19 protein-coding genes are annotated in these 25331 nt (G+C 41.1%); 13 read left to right on the top strand and 6 right to left on the bottom strand.

Features of this window, described 5'->3' with window-relative positions; all coding sequences use genetic code 11:
• Positions 1 to 23 precede the first annotated feature (23 nt).
• A complete protein-coding gene (locus tag WJR50_RS10755) occupies positions 24 to 638 on the top strand; it encodes an outer membrane beta-barrel protein (protein ID WP_341293271.1) in 615 nt (204 codons plus the stop codon).
• A 59-nt stretch (positions 639 to 697) separates the two neighbouring features.
• Here WJR50_RS10755 and WJR50_RS10750 read toward each other — a convergent pair whose 3' ends face one another.
• Positions 698 to 2926, bottom strand: a complete 2229-nt coding sequence (locus WJR50_RS10750) for a SulP family inorganic anion transporter (RefSeq protein ID WP_341293270.1) — start codon at positions 2924 to 2926, stop codon at positions 698 to 700.
• Positions 2927 to 2995: 69 nt separating this feature from the next.
• Positions 2996 to 3784: a TspO-related membrane protein gene (locus tag WJR50_RS10745; RefSeq protein WP_341293269.1), complete on the bottom strand. Its 789-nt coding sequence runs from the start codon at positions 3782 to 3784 to the stop codon at positions 2996 to 2998.
• 93 nt (positions 3785 to 3877) lie between these two features.
• On the opposite strand from WJR50_RS10745, the gene WJR50_RS10740 reads away from it, so the two are divergent.
• Together WJR50_RS10740 and fusA2 are read left to right on the top strand one after the other, a co-directional pair.
• Entirely contained in the window at positions 3878 to 5185 is a 1308-nt protein-coding gene (locus tag WJR50_RS10740; RefSeq protein WP_341293268.1) for an acetylxylan esterase, read from the top strand.
• 182 nt (positions 5186 to 5367) lie between these two features.
• Positions 5368 to 7491: an elongation factor G2 gene (gene fusA2, locus WJR50_RS10735; RefSeq protein WP_341293267.1), complete on the top strand. Its 2124-nt coding sequence runs from the start codon at positions 5368 to 5370 to the stop codon at positions 7489 to 7491.
• Between the two features lie 53 nt (positions 7492 to 7544).
• Here fusA2 and WJR50_RS10730 read toward each other — a convergent pair whose 3' ends face one another.
• The gene (locus tag WJR50_RS10730) at positions 7545 to 9497 is read right to left on the bottom strand and encodes a CHRD domain-containing protein (protein ID WP_341293266.1); all 1953 of its coding nucleotides are present in this window, start codon (positions 9495 to 9497) and stop codon (positions 7545 to 7547) included.
• Between the two features lie 172 nt (positions 9498 to 9669).
• Positions 9670 to 9960, bottom strand: coding sequence for a hypothetical protein (locus tag WJR50_RS10725; protein ID WP_341293265.1), 291 nt, complete (start codon positions 9958 to 9960; stop codon positions 9670 to 9672).
• Positions 9961 to 10112: 152 nt separating this feature from the next.
• Between WJR50_RS10725 and WJR50_RS10720 the strand changes: the two genes are divergently transcribed.
• Complete coding sequence (locus WJR50_RS10720; RefSeq protein WP_341293264.1) at positions 10113 to 10877, top strand: DUF1835 domain-containing protein; 765 nt, start codon at positions 10113 to 10115, stop codon at positions 10875 to 10877.
• 42 nt (positions 10878 to 10919) lie between these two features.
• Here WJR50_RS10720 and WJR50_RS10715 read toward each other — a convergent pair whose 3' ends face one another.
• A complete protein-coding gene (locus tag WJR50_RS10715; protein WP_341293263.1) occupies positions 10920 to 11165 on the bottom strand; it encodes a hypothetical protein in 246 nt (81 codons plus the stop codon).
• Between the two features lie 176 nt (positions 11166 to 11341).
• Between WJR50_RS10715 and aceE the strand changes: the two genes are divergently transcribed.
• From aceE to lpdA, 3 genes are all read left to right on the top strand, one after another.
• Positions 11342 to 14005: a pyruvate dehydrogenase (acetyl-transferring), homodimeric type gene (gene aceE, locus WJR50_RS10710; protein WP_341293262.1), complete on the top strand. Its 2664-nt coding sequence runs from the start codon at positions 11342 to 11344 to the stop codon at positions 14003 to 14005.
• 76 nt (positions 14006 to 14081) lie between these two features.
• Positions 14082 to 15476 (top strand): 2-oxo acid dehydrogenase subunit E2, encoded by a 1395-nt coding sequence (locus WJR50_RS10705; protein WP_341293261.1) that lies wholly within the window; start codon positions 14082 to 14084, stop codon positions 15474 to 15476.
• Positions 15476 to 16888, top strand: coding sequence for a dihydrolipoyl dehydrogenase (lpdA, locus tag WJR50_RS10700; RefSeq protein WP_341293260.1), 1413 nt, complete (start codon positions 15476 to 15478; stop codon positions 16886 to 16888). Before WJR50_RS10705 ends, lpdA begins: the two co-directional genes overlap by 1 nt.
• A gap of 98 nt (positions 16889 to 16986) precedes the next feature.
• Here the strand turns inward: lpdA and WJR50_RS10695 are convergent, their stop codons facing one another.
• Positions 16987 to 18621, bottom strand: a complete 1635-nt coding sequence (locus tag WJR50_RS10695) for an ABC-F family ATP-binding cassette domain-containing protein (RefSeq protein ID WP_341293259.1) — start codon at positions 18619 to 18621, stop codon at positions 16987 to 16989.
• Positions 18622 to 18838: 217 nt separating this feature from the next.
• Here WJR50_RS10695 and WJR50_RS10690 point away from each other — a divergent pair, with 217 nt between their 5' ends.
• The 6 genes from WJR50_RS10690 (at position 18839) to WJR50_RS10665 (ending at position 25263) form a co-directional block, all read left to right on the top strand.
• On the top strand, positions 18839 to 19231 hold the full coding sequence (locus tag WJR50_RS10690; protein WP_341293258.1) for a DUF5684 domain-containing protein: 393 nt from the start codon (positions 18839 to 18841) through the stop codon (positions 19229 to 19231).
• 241 nt (positions 19232 to 19472) lie between these two features.
• A complete protein-coding gene (locus tag WJR50_RS10685; protein WP_341293257.1) occupies positions 19473 to 21068 on the top strand; it encodes a serine hydrolase domain-containing protein in 1596 nt (531 codons plus the stop codon).
• 46 nt (positions 21069 to 21114) lie between these two features.
• On the top strand, positions 21115 to 22146 hold the full coding sequence (locus tag WJR50_RS10680) for a phosphotriesterase family protein (protein ID WP_341293256.1): 1032 nt from the start codon (positions 21115 to 21117) through the stop codon (positions 22144 to 22146).
• Between the two features lie 666 nt (positions 22147 to 22812).
• Positions 22813 to 23397 (top strand): Uma2 family endonuclease, encoded by a 585-nt coding sequence (locus WJR50_RS10675; RefSeq protein ID WP_341293255.1) that lies wholly within the window; start codon positions 22813 to 22815, stop codon positions 23395 to 23397.
• Between the two features lie 138 nt (positions 23398 to 23535).
• Positions 23536 to 23880, top strand: coding sequence for a hypothetical protein (locus WJR50_RS10670; protein ID WP_341293254.1), 345 nt, complete (start codon positions 23536 to 23538; stop codon positions 23878 to 23880).
• Between the two features lie 309 nt (positions 23881 to 24189).
• Positions 24190 to 25263 (top strand): fatty acid desaturase family protein, encoded by a 1074-nt coding sequence (locus tag WJR50_RS10665; protein ID WP_341293253.1) that lies wholly within the window; start codon positions 24190 to 24192, stop codon positions 25261 to 25263.
• Positions 25264 to 25331: the final 68 nt, after the last annotated feature.

Genomic DNA, 25331 nt, shown 5'->3' with positions numbered 1-25331 from the left:
TGATAATGAAACTATTCATATGCATGAGAAAGTATATCATAATTCTAGCTTTATTCACTTTTTCTTCCTCTCTTCATGCTCAATTCTATAAGGATATGGAAGTGAAAGCCGGGGCTAATTTTGCCCAACAGGAAAATATGATACGAAATGAAAAAGTGGCTCTGGATAGCCGTAGAGGTATACAACTTGGTGTGGCAAAATCATTTCCTCTGGCTGATCTTTTGTTTGTTCCGATAGAAATAGGATATGCTCAAATGGGAGGGCGTGTTGAGCAAAGCAGTTTTGAAAATGAAATGTTAATGCAATATCTGTACGCAAGTGCGGGGATAGGTACCAAAAAGAAGATCAATGCTATTGAGCCTTTTGTAAGCGCAAATTACAGATATGGTTATTTACTCTCTTACAATCCTATTATATCGCGAACTCCAAATAGTATTGGCAGTAATGATCATGGGGTACAGTTAAAAGCAGGGTTAGGTTTGCCTTTGGAAATTATTACTCCATTTATAGAATTTGGTTTTTACCAGGGGCTAAACAATATCAGTTCCAGTCCCAGTATGATTTCTGATAATGGAGAAATTGTGAATAGTGAAATTAATAATAGTGCGTTAAGTATTTTATTAGGCGTCCGTTTCTAAAATTAATAACTTATTTATAAAAAAAGTAATATAAGCCTCTCCAAATTGGAAAGGCTTTTTTATGCTTTGAGCAAAGCTGCTTCTTGCAGCTTTTCTACCAATTTTTCACTGTAGGTAACCATTTTCACAATCTCACGAGGACTTGTCAGACGCAAATGACGGAAAATCAATAGTTCTTTGCCGATGCTTTCCAGATGATATATTTCACTTCTCTCAAAAAATCTCACCAGTTCGGGAGTAAACAGATGTCTGATGGCTGATTCATCCGGTCCCTGCACCAGAAACTTTTTGGAGAAATTCTTGTACTCATCAAAATCAATATCTTTCTGGTCAGCAATGAGCGTCATCCTATCCAGTAGAGACTCTTCTTCCATGGAGAACTTTGGAATTTCAAAAGGAAGTGAAAGTACCTCCACGGTAAGCCGGTAATTTTCAAAGGCCACAAAAGCATTCTTCAGCGCTATGTCACAAATTTTCCAGTTTACACCCAAAACCTCATTTTCACCATTCAATTGATTTTTCTGATATTCTACCGGTCTGGTTTTAAAAAACATAAAACGTTGCAGATCTGTGACATTCCACTCAATTTCAGGATCGTAATCCCATAATTTGTACTGGGCGAGCTGTTTCAACTCATTTTGCCTGCGGGTCAGACGAATTTTCTTAGGCTTAGGAGCTTTAAGCACATGCAGTGCGTAGGGATGGTGAGAAGACGTCATGTGAACATCAAGCCCTGTGAAATGGAATTCACCACCATTTCTGTTGTATTTCTCAGCGTGTTCGTGCAGATATTCCAGCACTGTAAAATCTACCAGACGGGCATGAGAAAAATCCATGATGATTTTCTTATCATCCTTTAGCCTCCGAAGCTTATTCTGTAGTTGTAGGATGTTGGCAAAATTTGCAATTCCTTTCACCTTAAAAAGGTAAGTACGCTTGGTCTCCTGCACTATCTTCACAAAAGGACTACGTGTATAGCGTATAAATAAATTTAGTGGCATGCCACTTCTGAAAAAGTGAAGTATGATGGTAAATATCACCCCAATAAATAATCCGCTGATCAAGCTGATACTTAGAATTGCCACCAGAGTAACCACCAAAATTGCCAATTGCTCCCATCCCTGTTGATAGGCCCTTCTAAATACTTTAGGAGCAGTAAGCATATAACCAGTATAGATAAGTATTGCCGCTAAGGCTGCGATCGGGATCAGTTGAATAATGCCGGTAAACGCCAGTATGAAAAGCATAACCAATAAGCCATGCATTAGATTGGACCACTTAGTTTTAGCGCCATTGTTAATATTTACTGAACTTTGAGCAATTACCGTAGTCACGGGGAGTCCTCCTAAAAAGCCGGATACGACAGTTGCCGCTCCTATTCCAAGTAAATCTTTATCTAAATTTGTGATTCTTTTATAAGGGTCCAGCTTATCTACCGCTTTTGAAATTGCCAATGATTCAACAGACAAAACCACAGTAACCAGAAATACAGTCAACCAGAAGATAGGCTCATCCATTCTTGAAAAATCAGGAAGAATAAGATCCTCAGTGATACTCTGAGGTAACTGAACCAGATAATCTTCTCCCATTTGCCACCTTCCCAGAAACTGTGATGCAGCTAAAGTGTCAAATAAGAAAAAAAGAGGAACAGCAATAAATAACACCCACATGGTAGCAGGCAGCAGTCTTATAAAGCGATAGCTTATCCTAGAATAATATACCAATACCAACAAACTCGCAATGGAGATAATGAGAATAAATGGATTAATTCTCAGTAATGCAGAGGGAACTTGTTTAAGAGAAGCTAAAACATCTGCCTCAACTCCCAGTACATAATGGATTTGTGTGCCAATAATCAAAAAACCTATCGCTGCCAGCATCCCGTGTATAGCTGCTGCTGGTACCAGATTGGCGAGTTTTCCCAAACGAAAGAAACCTAAAATCAACTGAATGAAACCTGAAACTACAAATGCAGCCATGGCATACTGAAAACCAGACTCACCGTTTACGCTCATATTTTCAGAAGCTGCTAATGCTACTACCACCAAGAGGTTTGCAGGACCGTTAACTGCTACATAACTTCCTCTCAAAAAAGTAGCTACTACCCCGCCTACTACTACAGAAATGAGCCCTGACATAGGAGGAGCACCGGCAGCTACAGCAATACCCAGTCCAAGTGGTAAAGCTACCAGGGCTACGCTGATGGCTGCAACCAGATCATTTTTCCAAAAATGTACGAGTCCTTTCCACCCATTGGATGGCTCTTTATCTAGGTTAATAGCTGTCATTCGTAATTTTTAGTGTAGGGTCAGTAAAATATAAAAAAAAGATGTAAGTCAAAACCTATATATTTTACTTCACCTCCCTCCAAACCCTACTTTTCTGCTTGTGCTATAAAATTGAAATGCGAAAATAGCAGAAACTACCAAAAGGACTATTGCGGCTATAATGGCAATGGTAGTCGTATCTTCTGTCTGACTTTCTTTATTTCCAATAGCAAAATATGCCCAGGCAAATACGAGTGATACACTCACATTTCTGCTGAATTTAGTTACCAAAATTACCAAAATAAATCCTACAGCTAGTATGATCCACAACCACAGAATTTCACTTGCACTAAGGAAAAATGTGGTTGTGTACTTGAGTAAAACGGTAGTATTTACAATCGTTGCCACCGAGATCCAGCCCAGATAAAGGCCGAAAGGAATTTTGAGCAGAACACGCTCAGCACCCATAATAGTTTTATCTTTTAACAGAATAATATTAGTCATAATGAGAGATAGCAATATCACTAGCATGATCAATACACTGAGGCCCAGCAACTCATACTGAAAAGCAGGCAACCATAAACTAGTGGTTATAAAACTGACGATGAGCCATTTGCCAATTTTATCAAATACCTTTTGCTCGGTTGGAGCCCACAATGCCTGATAGAAAACATATATTCCCAATGCCAGATAAATAATCCCCCAGATAGAAAAAGCATAATCAGCAGGTGTAATGAGCGTACTGTATTTGTCAGAAACTTCCCCGTTGGTCTGTCCATTAAAGGGGTTAATCTGGGCAATATAATTCATGATGATGGTGAGCAGAAAAAAAAGCACTACCATCCACCTTATTCCACTTATTTTGCTTACCTGATTCATCCTTTATTGTTTTGGGCAATTTTGCTTTCTATATGATACCTTTGAAACCTTGATTTCTTTCTTCATTTTTAAATAACAACAACTAACTGTAACATGCTAAAAAAACTTAGCCTAATTGTCATACTGGCCTTTCCAATCTTGTTAAATGCGCAGCCGCAGCAGGAAATGGTCAAAGTTGTGATCTCACCCGACCATGACGACTGGATATATGAAACCGGTGAAAATGTAGACTTTCACATACAGGTACTCCGGAATGGTAATCCGGTTGAAGGCCTTGAGCTAAGCTATGAAATTATGCCCGAGCTGATGCCAGCAAGAGAAAGTAAAACCATTACGCTCAAAAATGGTCAGACAAAACTTAAGGGAGGAAGCATGAATCAACCCGGTTTTCTGCGTTGCGAAGCCAGTGTTGAGATTGATGGCAAAAAGTATGAAGGACGAGCCACTGCAGCCTTTGACCCTTTATCCATACAGCCAACGGTGAAGGAGCCTGATGACTTTTGGGACTTCTGGCAGGATGCGGTTGAAGAATCTTCTAAAATTCCTTTAGAACCCAATCTTACGCTAATGCCCGAACGCTGTACCGATAAGGTAAATGTTTACCATGTGAGTATTAATAATTACAATCAAAGAGGAAAGATGTATGGTGTTCTTTGCGTACCCAAAGCAGAGGGAAAATATCCCGCAATACTGAATGTACCCGGTGCTGGCGTGCGCCCATATAATGGTGATGTAGGCCTGGCAGAGCAGGGTGTAATTACTTTTCAGATCGGCATACATGGCATCCCGGTAAATCTGGACCCCGTAGTGTATGACAATCTTCGTTATGGAGCCCTTGATGGCTACTGGAATGCTAACCTGGATGACAAAGACGATTATTACTACAAAAGAGTCTATCTCGGTTGCGTTCGTGCAATTGACCTTATTGAGACACTACCTGAATACAATGGTAAATTAGCAGTGGAAGGGGGTAGCCAGGGCGGAGCTTTGTCGGTAATTACCACAGCGCTGGATGATAGAGTACAATATTATGTATCTTACTTTCCTGCCCTCAGCGATATGAGTGGATACCTGCATGGAAGAGCTGGTGGCTGGCCGCATATGTTTGCGGAATATAAAGACAATCCTTCCGGAGCTGACCCTAAAGAAGTGGAAACTGCCAGTTATTATGATGTAGTTAACTTTGCCCGGCATATCAAAGTGCCCGGATATTTTTCATGGGGCTACAATGATCATGTATGCCCTCCTACCACCACTTATTCAGTGTATAATGTAGTGGATGCTCCCAAGCAGTTGTTGCTGGCCCAGGAAACTGCCCACTGGCGCTTTCCTGAACAGGTTGAAAAAACTGATCAGTGGTTGCTGGAGCAGTTAGGCGTCAAAAAAACTGCCCTCAAATAAATACTCCTATGTACATTCAGAAGCTGCCGTTAAGAAACTGATAATTTTACGGCAGCTTCATTTATTTTTTTATATCCTGAGGTTTCCTTTCCCTCCCTTTTTTGGTAAATTAAAATTACTCCCGCTAAAGAGCGTTTAGCAACGTTTTCTTACCTATTGTTTATCACTAATCCCCTCTCACTATGAAAGTGTACGACAATCAACACATCAAAAATGTTGTCCTGTTGGGCAGTCCCAAGTCCGGCAAGACAACCCTGGCTGAAACCATGTTGTTTGAAGCCGGACTTTTGAACCGACGTGGAACAGTGGAAAACCATAACACTGTATCTGATTTTCATGAAATTGAGCATCAAAGAGAGAATTCTATTTATGCTACCCCTCTCCATACCGAATGGCGGGGTTACAAAATCAACATCATTGACACACCAGGATTGGATGACTTCATCGGTGAAATTGTGTCTTCAGTAAGAGTTGCCGATACCTGCGTCATGACCATCAATGCGCAGCATGGAGTGGAAGTGGGCACCGAAATTATCTGGAATTACATAGACCAGTTTAAAAAACCAACCCTTATCGCTATCAATCATCTGGACCACAATAAAGCTGACTTTGAGGGTACGCTTGATTCGTTGAAAAACAGTTATGGAGATGCTGTTGCACTTATGCAGTACCCTTACAATCCTGGTGATGGCTTCAACGCAATCATTGACCTGCTTAAAATGACCATGTACAAATTTCCAGCAGATGGTGGTAAACCTGAAAAACTTCCGATTCCTGAGGCTGAAAAAGATAAAGCCACTCAACTGCATAATGAATTAGTAGAAAAAGCAGCTATCAATGACGAACAATTAATGGAGCTATATTTTGAGAAGGGTAATCTGGATGAAGACGAATTAAGACAAGGACTCAGAGTAGGCATGTTAAAACATGATATTTTCCCGATCTTCTGTCTTTCAGCAAAGCAAAATATGGGTAGTGGCCGCCTGATGGGATTTATTGATAATGTAGCCCCTGGTGCAGCTGATCTGTTGAGTGAAAAGACGGAAGAAGGAGCTGATTATGAATGCAAAGCCGACGGTAAGCTAAGCCTGTTTATTTTCAAGACCATGATTGAGCCTTATCTGGGAAAAGTATCTTTTTTCAAGGTCTGTTCTGGTGAAATTACTACGGGTATGGATTTGGTAAATGCTCAAACCGGAGTTACCGAACGAATTAATCAACTTTATATCATGGATGGTAATGAGCGCCATCCTGTACAGAAACTCGTTGCCGGAGACATAGGCGCTACAGTAAAGCTTAAAGACAGCAGCACTAACCATACGCTTAATGAAATAGGCCATGAGGTTAAGCTTGCTCCCATGATTTTTCCCGAACCGAGAATTAGAGTGGCTATCGTGGCAGAAAGTAAGAATGACGAGGAAAAGCTGAGTGAAGTCATCAAAGACCTGCATGAAGAAGACCCTACGCTGAGCATAGAATTCTCAAATGAACTGAAACAACTCATTCTATCAGCGCAGGGTGAGCTCCATTTATCCATCACACAATGGAGACTGGAGCATGTGTATAACCTAAAAGTTCACTACGAAGACCCAAGAATCTCTTATCGTGAAACCATTCAAAAACAAGCTACTTCAGCTTACAGACATAAGAAGCAATCCGGTGGAGCTGGACAATTTGCTGAAGTTACCATGACCATACTGCCCTACAATGAAGGTATGGCTGACCCTCAGGGCTTTAACATCAGAGATAAGCAGGAAATCAACCTAAGCTGGGGAGGTAAGCTGATTTTTTACAACTGTATAGTGGGAGGCGTAATTGATACCCGTTTCATGCCTTCCATACTCAAGGGAGTCATGGAGAAAATGGAAGATGGTCCCATCACTGGTTCATATGCCCGTGATATTTGCGTACTGGTACATGACGGTAAAATGCATGCCGTTGATTCCAACGATATCTCCTTCAAAATAGCTGGTTTGCAGGCTTTCAAAAGAGCTTTTCTACAGGCAGATCCCAAAATCATGGAGCCGGTCAACGAACTGGAAGTGATGGTGCCTGAGGAACTGATGGGAGAGGTGATGACGGACCTTCAAACCCGCCGGGCGATCATTCAGGGTATTGACACACGAAACCAGTATCAGATCATTAAGGCCAGGGTCCCGCTGAAAGAAATCACTCACTATTGTAGTGCCTTAAAATCAATTACCCAGGGAAGGGCAAGTTTCAGCACACGCTTCTCAGAATTTGCACCTGTCCCCTACGATCTTCAAAAACAACTAATTGCCACTCAGGAGCTTATTGAAGCATAACTAAAAAAGGCTACCAAAATCTGGTAGCCTTTACTTTTTGTATCAAATTATGTTTACTGTTCCTCAGCAGTCACATTTGACCCTATATTACCCTGAGCAACAATAGTTGCAAGGTCCAGGGGACTCAAGTGAATGTTGATGTATCCATCAAACTCCAGCAACTGATCATAAGTAATATCTTTGTTATTATTCTGAGCTACTATGCTGGTTCTGCTGATTCCGGTATCACCATCCACATTGGTAAGATCAATAGCGATTCCACCACCTTCTTCAGCTGAGTTGAAATGTATATGTGCCGGATGAATTCCTAAAGCAGGAGTACCATCCACCATTATTTCTACCAAAGTATAACCGTTATTTCTCTCGTAGAAAGTTGCGGTTCCGCTTACGCCTGAGCTATTTACTTCATTGAGTGTATAAACGGTAGAATTTCCGGTAAGGGCATTTTGGCCCATGTCACCCTGCGCTACGATGGTTCCCAGTTCACTAGCACTAAGATGCACATTGATATACCCATCATAATCCAGGAGTTCGCCATAAGATACTGGAGTTCCATCATCAAACTGACGAATAGTGGTCATGCTCATACCTGTAGTACCATTGATAGGAGTCAGGGAAATTGCGATAGGTCCACCTTCAGCAGCAGTATTTGCGTGGATGTGAGAAGGATGACTACCTTCATCAGGAGTACCTTCCAGGTCTACTACCATCAAAGAGTTTCCGCTCTGTCGCTCGTAAAGGGTAGCCGTACCGCTGATACCTTCTACCGCTCTTTCGTCAAGATTGTAGGTTACTGACTCACCGGTAAGTTCATTAGCACCTATATCGCCCTGAGCTACAATTGTGCCCAGTTCGGTAGCACTCAGGTGCACATTTACATAACCATCATAATCTTCTATAATGGCGATAGAAATTTCTCCACCGTCATCAAAAGAGGTAATGTTAGTCCTACTCATTCCTGTATTTCCATCTACCGGATTGAATGTCAGCACAATACCTCCACCTTCAACGTAAGAGTTTTCATGGATATGGGCAGGATGAGAACCACCTTCAGGTGTACCTTCCAACATTATGGTGGCTAAAATTTCTTCATTTACTCTTTCTTCAAAAGTAATGATACCTGAAATGCCTTCCACTGCTCTTTCCTCCAAATCATAGGTGATAGATTCACCACTCAATTCATTTTGCCCGATGTCTCCCTGAGATAATATAGTTCCCAGGTTTTCAGCACTTTCATGAACGTTCACATAACCATCATAATCAAGCAATTGCTCATAGGTAATCGCATCACCATTGTCAAAGCTTCTGATATTGGTTACACTAACGCCTGTACTACCATTTACCGGATTGAATGAGATAGCTATAGGACCGCCTTCAGCAGCAGTATTCTGATGGATATGAGCAGGATGTGTACCACCGCCTGGAGTATTGTCTAACGTTATAGTGGCTTTGGTAAAACCATTTTCTCTCTCTTCAAAAAGTATTGTACCACTTATGCTATCTTCCGTCATGAAGTTAAGGTCATAGCCTTGCGTATTACCGGTTAGCTCATTGCTACCAATGTCAGATTGTGCAATGACTGTATCATCGCTTTCACTCTGATGCACATTCACATAACCATCATAGTTTTCAATATCTTCCATACTAAGATTGGTCAGTGTGGTAATACTTTCTCCCGTACTTCCGTCTACCGGTTCAAATGTCACTTCAATATCTCCGGTTTCAACTGCAGAGTTGCCATGGATGTGTGCCGGATACATATTTCCTGATTCTGTTCCAGCCAGTTGGATTTGTGCTTCTACCACACCATCAACTTCATAAAATTTGATAAATCCATTGATGCCCGAGTTATTCTGTTCGGCCAGTTGGTAAGTGATAGCACCCTCAATAGGTGGGTCTCCAATATCTACTTCATCATCTTCGCAGGACCATACCAAGAGCAGGCCCATAAATACCAATGAAATCTTTAAGTAGGAGTTTGCTTGTGAAAAGTAGTTTTTAAACATAAAGAGATTTTTTTGGGTTAAAAAAATATGGAAATAAAATTAAGTATAAATTAATTGGTACACAATAATGCACAAACTATTTTGATAAAATGTAATATCACATTAGCAAAACAAACTTTTTGCAAACATTAATATTATAATATTTTTAATTTAACTATGCATTTTGTTAATATTATTCATTCAGGAGGGAATTCACTATGTATTCCCACTCCTGGTCTAATGATCCTTTGAATATAGTTTCTCCTGCCTTGTTGTACCAATACTTTGCATTGAAAAGATCACCTTCTTTTCTGTGTAAATATGCGTGTATCCACGAGCCATTTTTGGTGTGTATGTCCTGGGCAATATTGTGAGCAGCTTCCCAGTTACCTTTGGCATCATACCACATTGCCTCCAGGGTAGAGTCTAGGCCTTTGATGGGTTCATCCTGATGGATAGAGGATTTAAATTGTTCAAGTGTCATGTGGTTGTTTTTAATTTTCTTACTATTAAGAATGATACTTAAACGATAATAACTTTATCAACATTAGATACAGCTAAGCTTCTAAATTGTTTGATTCAACACCATAAATAAACATTCAGTAAACTCATCTTTTTCATTAATAAGGTTCCCCTATGAAATACCATATCTTAAACGGAGATGCACTAAATGAGCAGTTGAAGCAAACAACTCTGAAAGGAAAATTTTTTGTTGTTCGCGAATGCCTGATGGATGGAGAGGTGAAAAGCGAGACCCTGGATAATTTTTGGGAAGTGAGAGCTGAGTTTCTGACTAAAAATTACAACATTTCCACTGATGAATATATAGAAAAGACCAGAAATGAATTTGAAGCCATAGGTCAGATTCCGGACAATTCTTCAATATACCTGTGGTTTGAAAGAGACCTCTTCTGCCAGATTAATTTATGGTTTACGCTCTATTTTATTAAGAAAACCCTTTGCATAAAAAATCACTATCTATTTCTGATATTACCTAATCATCAGGAGTGGACAGGTTTCGGTAACATGAGTAGCGAAGAACTTATGAGAACGTTTGAGCAAAAAATACAGCTGCGTCAGGATGATATACAACTATTTACTGACCTGTGGAAAGCTTTCATCCATAATGATTTGGAGACACTCAGGCAACAGTCTTTACTGGTAAAGAACCGCTACCCCTATCTGCCTGATGTTATCCAGGCACATATAGAGCGGTATCCAAAAATTGGAGAGCTAAGCCGACCTGAAAGAGCAATTCAGAAAATCATCCGGGAAATTAAATCTGATGACTTTGCTACTGCCTTTAAAATCTTCTCCAAGCGTGAGGGCATCTACGGTTATGGAGATTTACAATTTAAGCAGATGTACGAACGACAACTTAAAAGAAAAAGCACTTCTTAAATATAAAGATTGGGCTGCTTAAAGATCAGCTTTGCCTGCTTATCAACATCCAAACTGGTTGTGTGGTAATTTCAGAGATTTGATCTGTTTGCAAAAACTTGATTTATCTTCCATTTTACCATCATCCAGATCATCCAGCAAGTTCTCCAATTTTTTGGTATACTCATCAAATGTGGCTTCCTTGTGTTCCTGCTGATAAGTATCAAAATGGGCTTTTGCACTGTGTGGAGTAGCTAAAAATCTTCTCAGTTTATCACGGTATTCGTTTTTCAGTTCCTTATCCATCATTTCGTATTTAAGATTAAAAAATTAAGTTACAACTGGATAACAGCATGAACTGATTGTTGTTTGCGCTACTTTTTGAAATGGCGGGTACACATACTCCACAAACAATTTTAAATGATTCTGCTTATAAATGTAAGCCCAATTTTTAACTATTAATTCAATCTTTTTAATCTACACTTATGTCTAAAGAAGAGCTTGCAGAAATCCATGCATTTGAAAATCAGGAATGGCTTGATTCTCTAGAATATCTTCTTGAAAACGAGAGCCCAGAACGGGTCAGGGAAATCCTCGGTAAACTCAAAGAAAAAGCGCAATCTGAAGGAGTAAAGCTACATGACAGCATAAACACACCATACATTAATACAATCCCCGCTGATCAGGAAGAAGAATACCCCGGAGATCTGGATATTGAAAACACGCTTACCAACCTGATTCGCTGGAATGCTCTGGCAATGGTTGTAAAAGCTAATCGTAACTCCAGCGGTATTGGTGGCCATATATCTACCTATGCATCATCTTCAACATTATTTGAAGTAGGATTTCAGCACTTCTTCCGAGGTCCTGAAGATGAAAGCGGGGGTGACTTTGTTTATTTTCAGGGTCACGCCTCCCCGGGAGTCTACGCTCGCTCTTATCTTGAAGGTAGATTCAAAGAAAGTAATCTTGAATATTTCAGAAGAGAACTTGCCAGTAAAGATGGCCTCTCCTCCTACCCTCACCCACGGCTGATGCCGGAATACTGGAGTTTTCCTACGGTGTCAATGGGGCTAACCGCAGTGCAGGCTATTTACCATGCACGTTTTATCAAGTACCTGGAAGACAGAAAATTAAAAGAAAAGAAAGATCAGAAAATATGGGCTTTTCTGGGTGACGGTGAGATGGATGAGCCAGAATCTATTGGTGCATTACCCAACGCCAGTCGTGAAAACCTGAACAACCTGATATTTGTAGTCAGTTGTAATCTTCAGCGTCTTGATGGCCCGGTAAGAGGAAATTATAAAGTAATACAGGAGTTGGAAGGAATCTTCAAGGGTGCAGGTTGGAATGTGATCAAAGTGGTATGGGGTAACAAATGGGACCCATTACTTCAAAAGGACCAAAACGGAGCATTGGTAAAAAGGATGGGTGAAGTAGTAGACGGGCAGTTTCAGCTTTATACCGTTAAGGGTGGAAAGTATGTCAGAGAAGATTTCTTTGGTCAGTCAGATGAACTGAAGGAAATGGTTGAAGACTTGTCCGATGAAGAGCTGAGCGACCTTAACCGTGGCGGTCATGATCCTACTAAAGTATATAATGCGTACAAAAAAGCTACTGAATACAAGGATGGACCAACTGTTATTCTTGCCCAAACCATTAAAGGCTATGGCTTAGGAGAAGCAGGAGAAGCCAGTAATGTTACCCACAAAAGAAAAAAACTGGATGAAAATGAGCTAAAAGCCTATCGCGACCGTTTTGATTTGCCCATTTCTGACAAACAAATTGCTGACGCTCCTTTCCACCGTCCCAAAAAAGGTAGCAAAGAGATCAAATATCTGTTGGAGAGACGAAAAAAGCTGGGAGGCTTGATACCGTTTAGAAAGACAAAGTCAGAAGCACTTAAGGAGCCTGATGACAAAGCATTTAAAGAATACCGAGAAGGAGCCGGCGACCGTCAGGTAGCAACGACCATGGTGATGGTACAGATGATGTCCAAGCTGATGAAAGACAAAAATATCGGCAAGCTCATCGTCCCGGTTGTTCCTGACGAATCACGTACTTTTGGTATGGATGCCCTTTTTCGTCAGTTTGGAATCTACTCCCATATCGGGCAGCAATATGAGCCGGTAGATAAGGATAGCCTCATGTATTATAAAGAATCAAAGACCGGAGCTATCCTGGAAGAAGGAATTACAGAGGCAGGTTCAATATCAACTTTTATTGCGGCAGGTACTGCTTACTCCAACCACCAGATCAATACCATACCTTTTTACTTCTTCTACTCTATGTTTGGCTTCCAGCGCACTGGAGATTTTATCTGGGCAGCTGCCGATGCCCGAGCACGTGGTTTCCTCATCGGGGGTACTTCGGGTAGAACCACCCTTCCCGGAGAAGGATTGCAACACCAGGATGGACAAAGTCATATATTGGCTTACCCTTTACCGAACTTAAAGGCTTATGATCCTACCTTTGCCTATGAGCTGGCGGTAATCGTAAAAGAAGGTATCCGACGCATGTATCAGGAGCAGGAAGACATCTTCTACTACATCACCATCATGAACGATAACTATCATATGCCGCCCATGCCAGAGGGAGTAGAAGAAGGAATCCTTAAAGGAATGTATCGCTTTCGTATCTCGGAGAAGAAGAGTAAGAAAAAAGTGCATTTACTGGGCAGTGGTGCCATTCTTCAAGAATCTCTAAAAGCTGCAGATTTATTAGAAAAAGACTATGGTGTTTCCGCCGATGTATGGAGTGTGACCAGTTATAAGGAACTGTATCATAATGCCCTGGATATAGAAAGACATAATCGTCTTCACCCTGATGATGAAGTTGTTAATTACATTACAGAACTAACAGGTGAAGAAGAAGGTGTATATGTAGCAGCTTCAGATTACGTCAAAGCATTACCCTCATCAGTAGCGCAGTGGTTTCCCAAGCCATTTATTGCCTTGGGTACTGATGGTTTTGGCAGAAGTGATAATCGTCCCGAGCTGCGTGACTTTTTTGAGGTAGACCAACGACATATCGCACTTTCTGCGCTCTACGGGCTTCTGCAGGAAGGTAAAATCAAAAAGAATACTTATCAGAAAGCAATGAAAACTTTAAAGATAGATGCTGATAAAATGAAGCCAGACTCTTATTAAACAGTTTATTGCACTAAAAAGCCCGGAAATTTTCCCTTACATAAACGATTAGACAAAACTTTTTAATCTATAACGCATGGCAACAGAAATTAAAATGCCCCAGATCTCTGAGGATGCCGAATCAGGCACCATAGTAGAGGTGTTGGTGAGCGAAGGTGATACGATTGAAGAAGAACAATCCATTATTGCCGTTGAAAGTGATAAAGCCTCGGTGGAAGTACCAGCAGAAGCCGGAGGAAAAGTGAAAGAACTCAAAGTATCTGAAGGTGATGAAATCAATGTCGGTGACGTCATTCTGATTTTAGAAGCAGGAGACGACGGAGAAGATGAAAAAGAGGAAGATGAATCTGAAGAAGATACTTCTGAAGATAAGAAAAAAGCCAAAGCTGAGGATGAAGAACAGGACTCAGAAGATGAGGAGGAAGATACTGATGACGATGAAGAAAAAGATGATGATGATGATGATGAGGTAGAAGCAGCAGAGAAAGAGAAAGCATCTAAGCAGAAAAAAGAAGAAGACCAGGAAGAGCAAGAGCAATCTTCAGAAAAGAAAAAAGACAAAGGTGAGGTTCCTGCTGCTCCTTCGGTTCGTCGCCTGGCCCGTGAGATGGATGTGGATATCTACGCTGTAAAAGGTACCGGACCCGGTGAACGTATTACTGCGGATGATGTCAAAGCTGCTGCGAACGGAGAAGCACCTAAAAAAGAGAAAGAATCATCTTCTCAAACCGGGGATACTTCCCTACCTGATTTTTCACAGTGGGGTGAAGTTGAGCGGAAGAAAATGAGTGGTATTCGCAAAGCTACTGCCAGGAGCATGGGCAATGCCTGGAGAACGGTTCCCCATGTCACGCAGTTTGACAAAGCCAATATTTCTACTCTTCAGGACTTTATGGAGCAGTACGAAGCCAAGGCAGCCAAAGCCGGAGCCAAGCTTACCGTAACCGCGGTCCTGGTGAAACTTTCAGCTTCAGCGCTACGTGCTTTTCCAAAATTCAATGCCAGCGTAGATATTGAAAATCAGGAGATTATCTACAAAAAATACATTAACATTGGCGTAGCGGTAGACACTGAAAACGGATTACTCGTACCCGTCATTCGGGATGCTGACCGCAAATCGGTTACCAGTATCGCCCTGGAGCTGGGGGAAATTGCCGAAAAAGCTCGCGAAGGCAAGCTTTCTATGGATGAAATGAAAGGCGGAAACTTTACAGTCTCTAACCTGGGAGGTATAGGTGGTACCAACTTCACCCCTATCGTTTATCATCCCCAGGTAGCTATTCTGGGAGTGTCCCGCAATCAGATAGAGCCGGTGTATGAAGATGGAGAGTTTAAACCCAAGACCATGCTTCCTCTTTCACTATCCTATGATCATCGTGCAATAGATGGAGCCGAGGCAGCCCGCTTTCTGCGCTGGATGTGTCAGGTGATGGAAGACCCGTTTGTCATGTTAATGGAAGGAGGAATATAATGGCAGAGCAAAAATATGAAGTAGTAGTCGTTGGAGGAGGTCCGGGAGGATATGCCGCTGCTTTTATGGCAGCTGATCTGGGTATGAAAACAGCCTTGGTTGACCCCGAAGAAAATCCGGGTGGAGTTTGCTTATATAGAGGTTGCATACCTTCAAAAGCACTTTTGCATGTAGTCAAACTCAAACAGGAAGCGCTGGAAGCCTCAGAATTCGGTTTAAGCTTTGACGAGCCGGACATCAATGTGAAGAAGATAAGAGAATGGAAAAATAGCGTGGTGCAAAAGCTGGTAGGTGGTCTGGGCCAACTGAGTAGTAAAAGGAAAGTGGAGCATATCCGTGGCATGGCAAAATTTAAAGACGCCAATACGCTGGAAGTGGAACATGATGGGAAAAAGCAAAAAGTAAGCTTTGAGCACGCCATTATCGCTTCCGGCTCTGAACCTGCCTCAATTCCCGGCATTGAATTCTCTAAGAATGTAATGAGTTCAGCCACTGCCCTTGACTTACCTGATGTACCTGATAATCTGTTGGTGGTAGGTGCAGGATATATTGGTCTGGAGATTGGTTCTGTCTATGCTGGTATGGGTAGCAAAGTTTCAGTAGTTGAGATGACAGATAAGTTGATGCCCGGAGCAGATCGTGACCTGGTTGATATCTTTGCCAAAAGAAATAAAGATCTGTTTGAGGAAATTATGCTGGAAACTAAAGTTGCTGAAATAACGGGCAAGCGCAAGCTGAAGGTAAAGCTGGAAGGCAAACACGAAGGGGAACATAAGTTTGATAAAGTCTTAATCGCTATCGGCCGAAAGCCCAGGACAAATAATTTAGGATTAGAAAACACCAAAGTAGAAACTGATGACAAAGGCTTTATCCAGGTGAATGAACAAAGGCAAACTGCTGAGCCCTCTATTTATGCGATTGGTGATGTAAGCGGAGAGCCGATGCTGGCGCACAAAGCCAGCCATGAAGGTAAGATAGCTGCTGAAGCCATTGCCGGAGAAAAAGTAGCTTATGAGCCTAAAGCTATCCCCGCGGTAGTATTCACCGATCCGGAAATTGCCTGGTGTGGTATTACTGAAACGCAGGCCAAGGCAGAAGATATACCGGTAAAAGTGGTCAAGTTTCCCTGGGCGGCTTCAGGTAGAGCCACTACGCTGGGAAGAAATGATGGCCTCACAAAACTGATCTTTGACCCTGAGACAGAACGTATTCTAGGTGTAGGAATCGTAGGAAAGAGCGCTGGTGATTTAATTCCTGAGGCCGTACTGGCTGTTGAGATGGCAGCGGTTGCTAAAGATTTCTCGCTGACGATTCATCCTCATCCTACCCTGTCTGAGACTATTATGGAAGCCGCAGATGTACTTTATGGACATGCAACTCATATTTATCGTCCAAAGAGGAAAAAAAAATGAGCTAAATCAAATAAGGCTGACACTCACTGTCAGCCTTATTAATTTTTGTGTTGTAGACACTTTAAAGAAACTTCAATAGATATCTATTACAAATCTCACTAAGCTTTTACCAGCTTACCACCGTAGAGTTGATCTCTTTGAGAAGCGATGTACTCGTCTTCCATGTATTCGTCAAATGTCATGAGTTTATCCAAAATACCATTAGGTGTAATCTCTATGATACGGTTGGCGATGGTCTGGGTAAATTCGTGGTCATGTGAAGTAAAGAGTACTGTGCCGGGAAAGTCTTTCAAAGCATTATTAAAAGCAGTAATAGATTCCAGGTCCAGGTGATTGGTAGGTTCATCCAACATCAGTACATTTCCTCCGGTAAGCATCATTCGTGAGATCATGCAGCGAACTTTTTCCCCTCCCGAAAGTACATTGGCCTTCTTGAGCGTTTCTTCACCGGTAAAGAGCATTTTACCCAAAAAGCTACGGATATACACTTCATCTTTTTCTTCTTCGGAATATTGTCTCAACCAGTCAATCAGATTAAGATTGGTATCAAAAAACTCAGCATTCTCATTAGGCAAATAAGCAGGCGTAATGGTCTGTCCAAATTTGAATTCTCCTCCATCAGCTTTTTCATTACCGGCCAGTATTTCAAAGAAAGCGGTAATTGCCAGGCTTTCTCTGCTCAGGATTGCTATTTTGTCACCTTTATTTACCCTGATATTTACATCGCTAAAGAGCGTTTTACCATCCACCTTTTTACTCAGATTTTCAATCAGAAGGATCTGGTCACCTGCCTCACGGTTCTGGTTAAAGATAATTGCCGGATACTTACGCGAGGAAGGCTTGATCTCTTCCACATTAATCTTGTCCAGTAACTTCCTACGGCTGGTCGCCTGCTTGGATTTGGAGGCATTGGCACTAAAACGTGCGATAAATTCCTGCAATTCCTTCTTTTTCTCCTCCGCTTTCTTATTAGCGGCACTGCGCTGGCTCAAAGCCAACTGGCTGGACTGATACCAGAAAGAATAGTTTCCGGTGTACAGTTGTATCTGACTGAAGTCAATATCGGCAATATGCGTACAAACCGTATCCAGGAAGTGACGGTCGTGAGAGACAACAATGACAGTGTTTTTGAAGTCTAAAAGGAAGTCTTCCAGCCATGAAACGGTCTGTATGTCCAGGTCGTTGGTAGGCTCATCCAGAATCAGAATATCAGGATTACCAAATAGCGCCTGTGCCAGCAACACCCTAACTTTTTGGGTGCCGTTAAGCTCTTTCATCAGTTTGTAATGATCAGCTTCGGTGATTCCTAAACCGGAAAGTAAAGCAGCAGCATCAGATTCTGCATTCCAGCCATCCATTTCAGCAAATTTTTCTTCCAGCTCTCCGGCTCGTATTCCGTCAGCATCTGAGAAATCAGGCTTGGCATACAATTCATTTTTTTCTTTCATGATATTCCACAGCACACTATGTCCCATCATCACGGTATTCAATACCTGCTCCTCATCAAATTCGTAGTGGTTCTGCTTAAGGACAGCCATCCTTTTGCCGGTATCTATGCTCACTCCACCCCGTGTGGGTGTAATTTCTCCCGAAAGGATTTTAAGAAAAGTTGACTTACCCGCTCCGTTAGCACCTATAATGCCATAGCAGTTACCCTGGGTAAACTTAATATTTACTTCGTCAAATAAAACTCTTTTCCCGTATTGCAGGGATACATTATTGGCTGTGATCATTGAATTAAATTTTGAGATGCGAAGGTACAACAATGAATCAGGAAGAAACAATTCCCTATCATTTATTTAAGTTCCATTCTTTTCTATAGCTACAGAATAAGCTTCCATCTAAATCCTGAAAGGAAAATTACATTGAAAGAGAACTGAGCTTTAAATAAAATTAGTGCAATAAATTATTAATATAATTACATATAGTTTCAAACTAAATTTACAAATCATGAACGAACAAGTAGCACAATCCATGGGAATTGGGATTGTAATCATTTATCTGGCAGTTATTGTCTTAATCATCGCTTCCATGTGGAAGATTTTCACCAAAGCGGGTAAACCAGGATGGGCGTCTATCATTCCAATTTACAATATCATCATACTACTGGAAATAGTAGGCAAACCAGCCTGGTGGATTATTCTCTATTTTATTCCTTTGGTAAACATTGTAGCAGCAGTCTGGACGACAAACCTGTTATCCAAAAGCTTTGGCAATAGCGAAGGTTTCACCATCGGTTTGTTGCTCTTGTCTTTTGTTTTCTACCCGGTACTTGCCTTTGGTAGCTCCACCTACCAGGGACCAGCCGGAGGGCAGACAGCTGGTCATGTTGCTGCTGTATAAGTCGCATTAAAAGCTTACCTCATTGCAGCCAAAGTGATTTGGCTGCATTTTTTTTGGCTTACCCTTATCACTATTACTCTTCTGTACTTCATTACATATTCCTCTTACAATTCTTGTTAGTGTCCTAAATCCAAAAGTGGTTAAGCTATTTATCATTTAACGTAAAACATAACATTTCAATCTTAAACCTTGAAGCATCTATCGCTTTCCCCTTTTACTGTATTCAGCTATATTTATAAGTATGAAAAAACTACCTAACCTTAGCCTCACAGTATGCCTGCTTCTTCTTTTGTGGGCCTGTAGCCCACAGACAAAAGATACAGCTGAAAAAAAGGAAATTAAGGCTGAAGCTATTCAGCTAAGTTATTCCAATACCTATCAGCCTCCTAAGTTTGAGGAAGACCATCGCATAGAAAATATACTAAAGCTAGCACCAGAGATAAGCAATATTTTCAATGACCATGCGGAAGAACAGCACTTTCCCGGCTATGTATACGGAATAGTGGTAGATGATTCTCTTATTTTTTCTGATGCCTATGGTGTAATCAACCTGGATAATCAGGTGGGAGTTGATGAGCAGTCGCTATTTAAGATTGCATCCATGACCAAAAGCTTTACAGCTATGGGCATCATGAAGTTAAACGAAGAAGGTAAACTTGATCTGCATGCCCCTGCACAACAATATTTGCCGGAACTCTCCAATATTGAATATCCTACCAGGGATGCAGCACCTATCACAATCTTTAATCTGCTGACTATGACAGCAGGTTTTCCGGAAGATAATCCCTGGGGTGATCGTCAGTTGGAAGATACCGATGAAGAGTTTCTGGACTTTCTGAGCAATGGCATTAGCATGTCCAATGTACCCAATGAAGATTTTGAATACAGCAATCTGGGCTATGCTATGTTGGGCTATATCATCAGCCGGGTATCGGGTATGCCTTATCAGGAATATATCACGAAGAATATTTTTCTCCCCCTGGGCATGACAGACACTCATTGGGAATATAAAGGACTTCCCGAAGATCAGTTAGCGATTGGCTACCGCTGGGAAGATGAGCAGTGGAAGCCAGAACCCATGCTACATGATGGTGCTTTTGGGGCAATGGGAGGGCTAATCACCTCTCTAAGTGATTTTTCTAAATATGTTAGTTTCCATTTATCAGCCTGGCCACCTTCCAATGCGACGGGTGATGGTCCGGTGAAAAGAAGTTCTCTCCGCCAAATGCAACAGATACACCATCCCCGACTCTTTACCGATGCTAAAGACGGGCAGGGCAATGATTGTTCTGTCATGATTGGCTATGGTTTTGGCCTGGGTATTCGCAAAGATTGTCACGGAGATACCCGAATAAGTCACAGCGGAGGATTACCCGGTTATGGAAGTGAGTATCGCTTCTATCCGGAATATGGGGTAGGCATCATTTCCTTTGCCAACCGTACTTATTCACCGGCCGGTAGTGCCAATGCCAAAGTGATGGATTTGATTCTTCAAAAAGCTGAGCTCCCTCACCCTCAATTACCAGCTTCTGAGATTTTGAAGACTCGTAAAGATCAGGTAGCCGAACTCATACAAACTTGGGATGAAAGTCTTGGAAATGAAATTCTTGCCGAAAATTTTTACCTTGACCAATCCCGAAGTCACCGTAAGGCTGCTGCAGAAGAGACTTTCCAACAAATAGGAAATATTAAAAACATTGGAGAGATCAAAGCCATCAATCAGTTGAGAGGCATATTTGTTCTTAAAGGAGAACAGGGAGATGCCGAAGTATTTTTTAGTTTATCGCCCGAAAAAAATCCTAAAGTGCAAGCCATCAACATCAGAGTATTAGATTAGTTGACTCAGAAAATAACAACAACATTACCTAAAATACCTTAAGCTCATGAAAGTATCTCGAAGAAACTTCCTCCGACAGAGTGTGTGTCTGGCTGCCGCCAGCTCAATGCCTTTTCCCGCATTGTCAGCATCTGCCAAGGCCTCAGAAGTCATAACGGTAGGTGGCTCTATCAAAGCACGCAAAATAGGAATGACACTTATACATGAACATATCCTGGTAGACTTTATAGGAGCTGACGAGATCAGTTTTGACCGCTGGGATCGGGAGCAGGTGGTGAAAAAGGTACTTCCCTATCTTATAGAAATCAGAGATCTGGGAGTAAAGACTCTGGTAGAGTGTACACCTGCCTATCTGGGCCGAGATGCCCGTCTCTTGGAAGAGCTTTCGCAACGAAGTGAGCTGAATATCATCACCAACACAGGATATTATGGGGCAAGAGAAAATCAGCACCTGCCTCAGCATGCCTTTTCAGAAAGTGCCGAACAACTGGCAGAGCGTTGGATTGATGAATTTGAGAATGGAATAGATGGCACCACCATCAAACCGGGCTTTATGAAGATTGGTGTGGATTCCGGTCCACTTTCCGACATGCACAGCAAGTTAGTAAGAGCAGCCGCAATTACCCATAAAGCCACGGGGCTCACCATTGCTTCTCATACCGGCCCGGCATTGCCTGCATTTGAAGAAATGAAGATTCTCACTGAAGAAGGCGTAGCCCTCAATGCTTTTATATGGGTACACTCACAAAATGAAGAAGACAATCAAAAGCATGTGGAAGCTGCTCAGCAAGGTGCCTGGGTAAGTCTGGATGGCCTCAGCGAAAGCAGCGTAGAAAGGTATCTGGATATATTAAAACTACTCAAAGCCAATCAATTACTGGATAAAGTTCTACTTTCTCACGATGCCGGATGGTACAGGCCCGGTGAACCCGATGGAGGAAAATTCAGAGCCTATACTGATATTTTTGAATTTATGCTGCCCGCCATGCGCGATAATGGCTTCAGTGAAAAAGAAATCAAGACCATTTTGGTCAACAATCCTGCTGAGGCTTTTACCATAAGCAGAAGGCTGGCTTGATTTTCATGACTACATAATACAAACTTGCTGCCATACGAGCCACTATTGCGCAACTGTCATTCAGAGCTGCGCTCCGCGAAGGAAACCTGTTTGGAATTGCTATGATGGTAGCTTTGGGCTTAGAGTAGAAAGTACGCTCTTTTCAAAAATCCCTGCTAATTCATAAAAAGATCCCTTCGCGGCACGCAGTGCTGGAGGACAGGGGGAAGAGTATAACATACATTTTATCAATAAATCTCGTTTATTGCCCGCCTGGATACCAAGATCAGGGAGAATACTAAATGTATGAATATACAGGAAGTTGATCTCCAAACTCCTCAACTTCATTCAGGCGTTGCACGCCGCAAGGAAACTTATCTGATGTTATGGCACTGTGCTTGGATTTTTCTGAGATATAACTCACAAATGCTAACATTATACCGGCTAAATAATAAGCCATATCAGGATACAAAAGTAGTCGAGTTCTGGTATTGAAAGTGGACCACTTTTGATAGCAGAACTGGCTTACACTGGATACCCAATGTAATCCACTTTTAATAGCAAAGTATGACCACTTTTTATTGTCTAACAGAGTTGGATGACATTATGGGTTAGCAATATGTGTAATAAATCTGTTTAAACATATTCCCTTATCTTTTTGTATTTTTGTTTTAACACCAATGTTGAATGACTGATATGGCTGTAGGTCTTGAGCGACATACTATAAATACCAACACCTACCACCGCATGATAGAGCTGGGTATGTTGTGCGAAGAGGATAAGGTAGAATTAATTCATGGCGAAATCATCAAAAAAAGTCCTATAGGTAAAAAGCATGCTTCCGTTGTTGACAGAATCAATAAAATTCTGAATAACTACCTTAAAGATGAAGCAATTGTAAGAATTCAAAGTCCTATTTCTATTCCTCAACATAGTGAACCAGAACCAGACATTAGTTTACTGAAAGCTGATCCTGATTTTTACGTTGATCGTACACCTCAGCCAGATGATGTTTTATTTGTCATTGAAGTAGCGGATTCTTCCTGGGATTATGACTATGAGATCAAGCGACCTTTGTATGCTTCGGCGGGTATTGCGGAACTTTGGCTGGTAAACCTTAACAAAAACGAAATAGAAGTACATCGGACGCCTGCCCCTACTACCTATAAAAATATCAGTATACACCAATCCGGGGATAAACTGGCACTGCCCTTACCGAATTTACAGGCCAAAATTAGTCTGAATAGCTTGCTCGGACTGGGGCAAAAGTGAGTTTAAAAAATCAGGATATCCATAATGGCTGTCTATTCATTTGATGTAATTATGGTTATGAGTTATTAAAAAAGTTTAAACACTAAAGCTATCTCAAAGCTTTATATAGCGTAAACCCACTTTTTAAACTTGAATTCTATGAACACTACTCTTCTCATTGTCATCACTTGTGTTATTCTACTTTTACTGGTCGTCCCTTTGTTGTTCTTTGTAAGAAGAAGAGTTGATTTAAACATGGAAGATGATGTGCTGGTGATGAAATATCCCTTAAGTACAAAAAAAATTAACCTGGAAAGCGAACTGCAAAGCTGGGAAGTACAGAAAGCTTATTACTTGTGGTGGGGAGAATTCCATGCTGTCCATATGCTGTTTAAAGATGGCAAACAGCGAAACATAAGCTCTATCTTTAACCAAAGTAATTACGACCTTCTTCACCAGTTTTTAGACGATAGGTTCAAGAGCAGAAAGAAAAGTACCAAATAGCTGTATTTGTCTATAAGGCTGCATTGGTCCAAGGTACTGATCTTTTTTCTATAAAAATGTATTTTTTTAATGCTTTAATTTTTAGTTGATTGTTCAACAATTAAACTTAATATGTGTTCTACTTGTATCAAATTGATTATTATTCATTAAAGGACAAAGTCTTTTCAACTACATCACTACTTTGCTTTTTGACTATAATCTATAGTAAATATTAAGGAATTTGGCTAGTTAGGATTATCCACACTTAGTGAGTATTTTTAAAAATTATTCGCTTAGTATTAAGCATCTTATTTCTCTTTATCTCTTTACATGAAATTTATTAACAAAGACAAATCTGTTTTCTTCACAACACTTAGAGGCAGAGTAAATCAGTATTTTACCGATAATAACATTTCACGCTATGGCAATCGTGAAATGGTAATTAAATCCATAACGCTTATTGGTATTTATTTGGCTGCCTATATTGGCGTATTGCTGCTCCCCTGGTCAGCTGCATTTCTGCTTCCATTGGCCATAATTATGGGGGTTGCCAAAGCCGGAGTAGGTATGACGGTCATGCACGATGCACTGCACGGTTCTTACTCTAAAAACAGTTTTGTTAACAAGCTGATGGGGAATAGTATTTACCTGCTGGGTGCTAATGCAAACGTTTGGAAAATACAACATAACCTCCATCACCATACATATACCAACATTCATGGAAAGGATGAAGATATAGATACTAAAGTAGTCATCAGATTATCCAAACATGCACCGCGCAAAGCTTTTCATGCTTATCAGCACCTATATGTTTGGTTCCTATATGGTTTGATGACCTTAATGATGTTCAGCAATGACTTTTATAAATTATTGAGATATCATAAGGCTGGTGAGTACAAAGGTAAAAATGCTAATATTGACCGAGAGTACATGTCTTTACTTGGACTTAAGGTTTTATATGTATTCTTTATGCTTGTATTACCGGTACTGGTAACTCCCCTACTGTGGTGGCAGGTACTCATCGGCTTCCTGGCAATGCACTTTACGGCGGGTTTTATACTTTCAACCATCTTCCAGATGGCTCATGTTGTAGAAGGCACTGAGCAGCCACTCCCTAATGATGAGGGAAATATGGAAAACGAATGGGCGATTCATCAGCTCACAACCACCGCCAACTTTGCCCGTAATAACCGCCTGCTGAACTGGTTTATTGGCGGATTAAATTACCAGATTGAACATCATCTCTTTCCTAATATCTGTCATGTTCATTATCGCAAAATTTCCGAGATTGTAGAAAAGACCGCCGCTGAGTTTCAGTTGCCTTATAATGTGAAACCTACTTTCGGCGATGCAATCTATTCACATATTAAAGCATTGAAGCGATTGGGAGCATCACCTGCATAATGTTGTAAATATTAGCTACGCATAAAAAGCTTGCTTAAAGACTTCTTACACAAAATTCGGCAAGAGTC

Origin of the sequence: Catalinimonas locisalis, from assembly GCF_038039535.1 — a bacterium.
Classification (GTDB): Bacteria; Bacteroidota; Bacteroidia; order Cytophagales; family Cyclobacteriaceae; genus Catalinimonas.
Note: the sequence above shows the minus strand (reverse complement) of the source record. Positions and strands in the feature narration are given on the sequence as shown.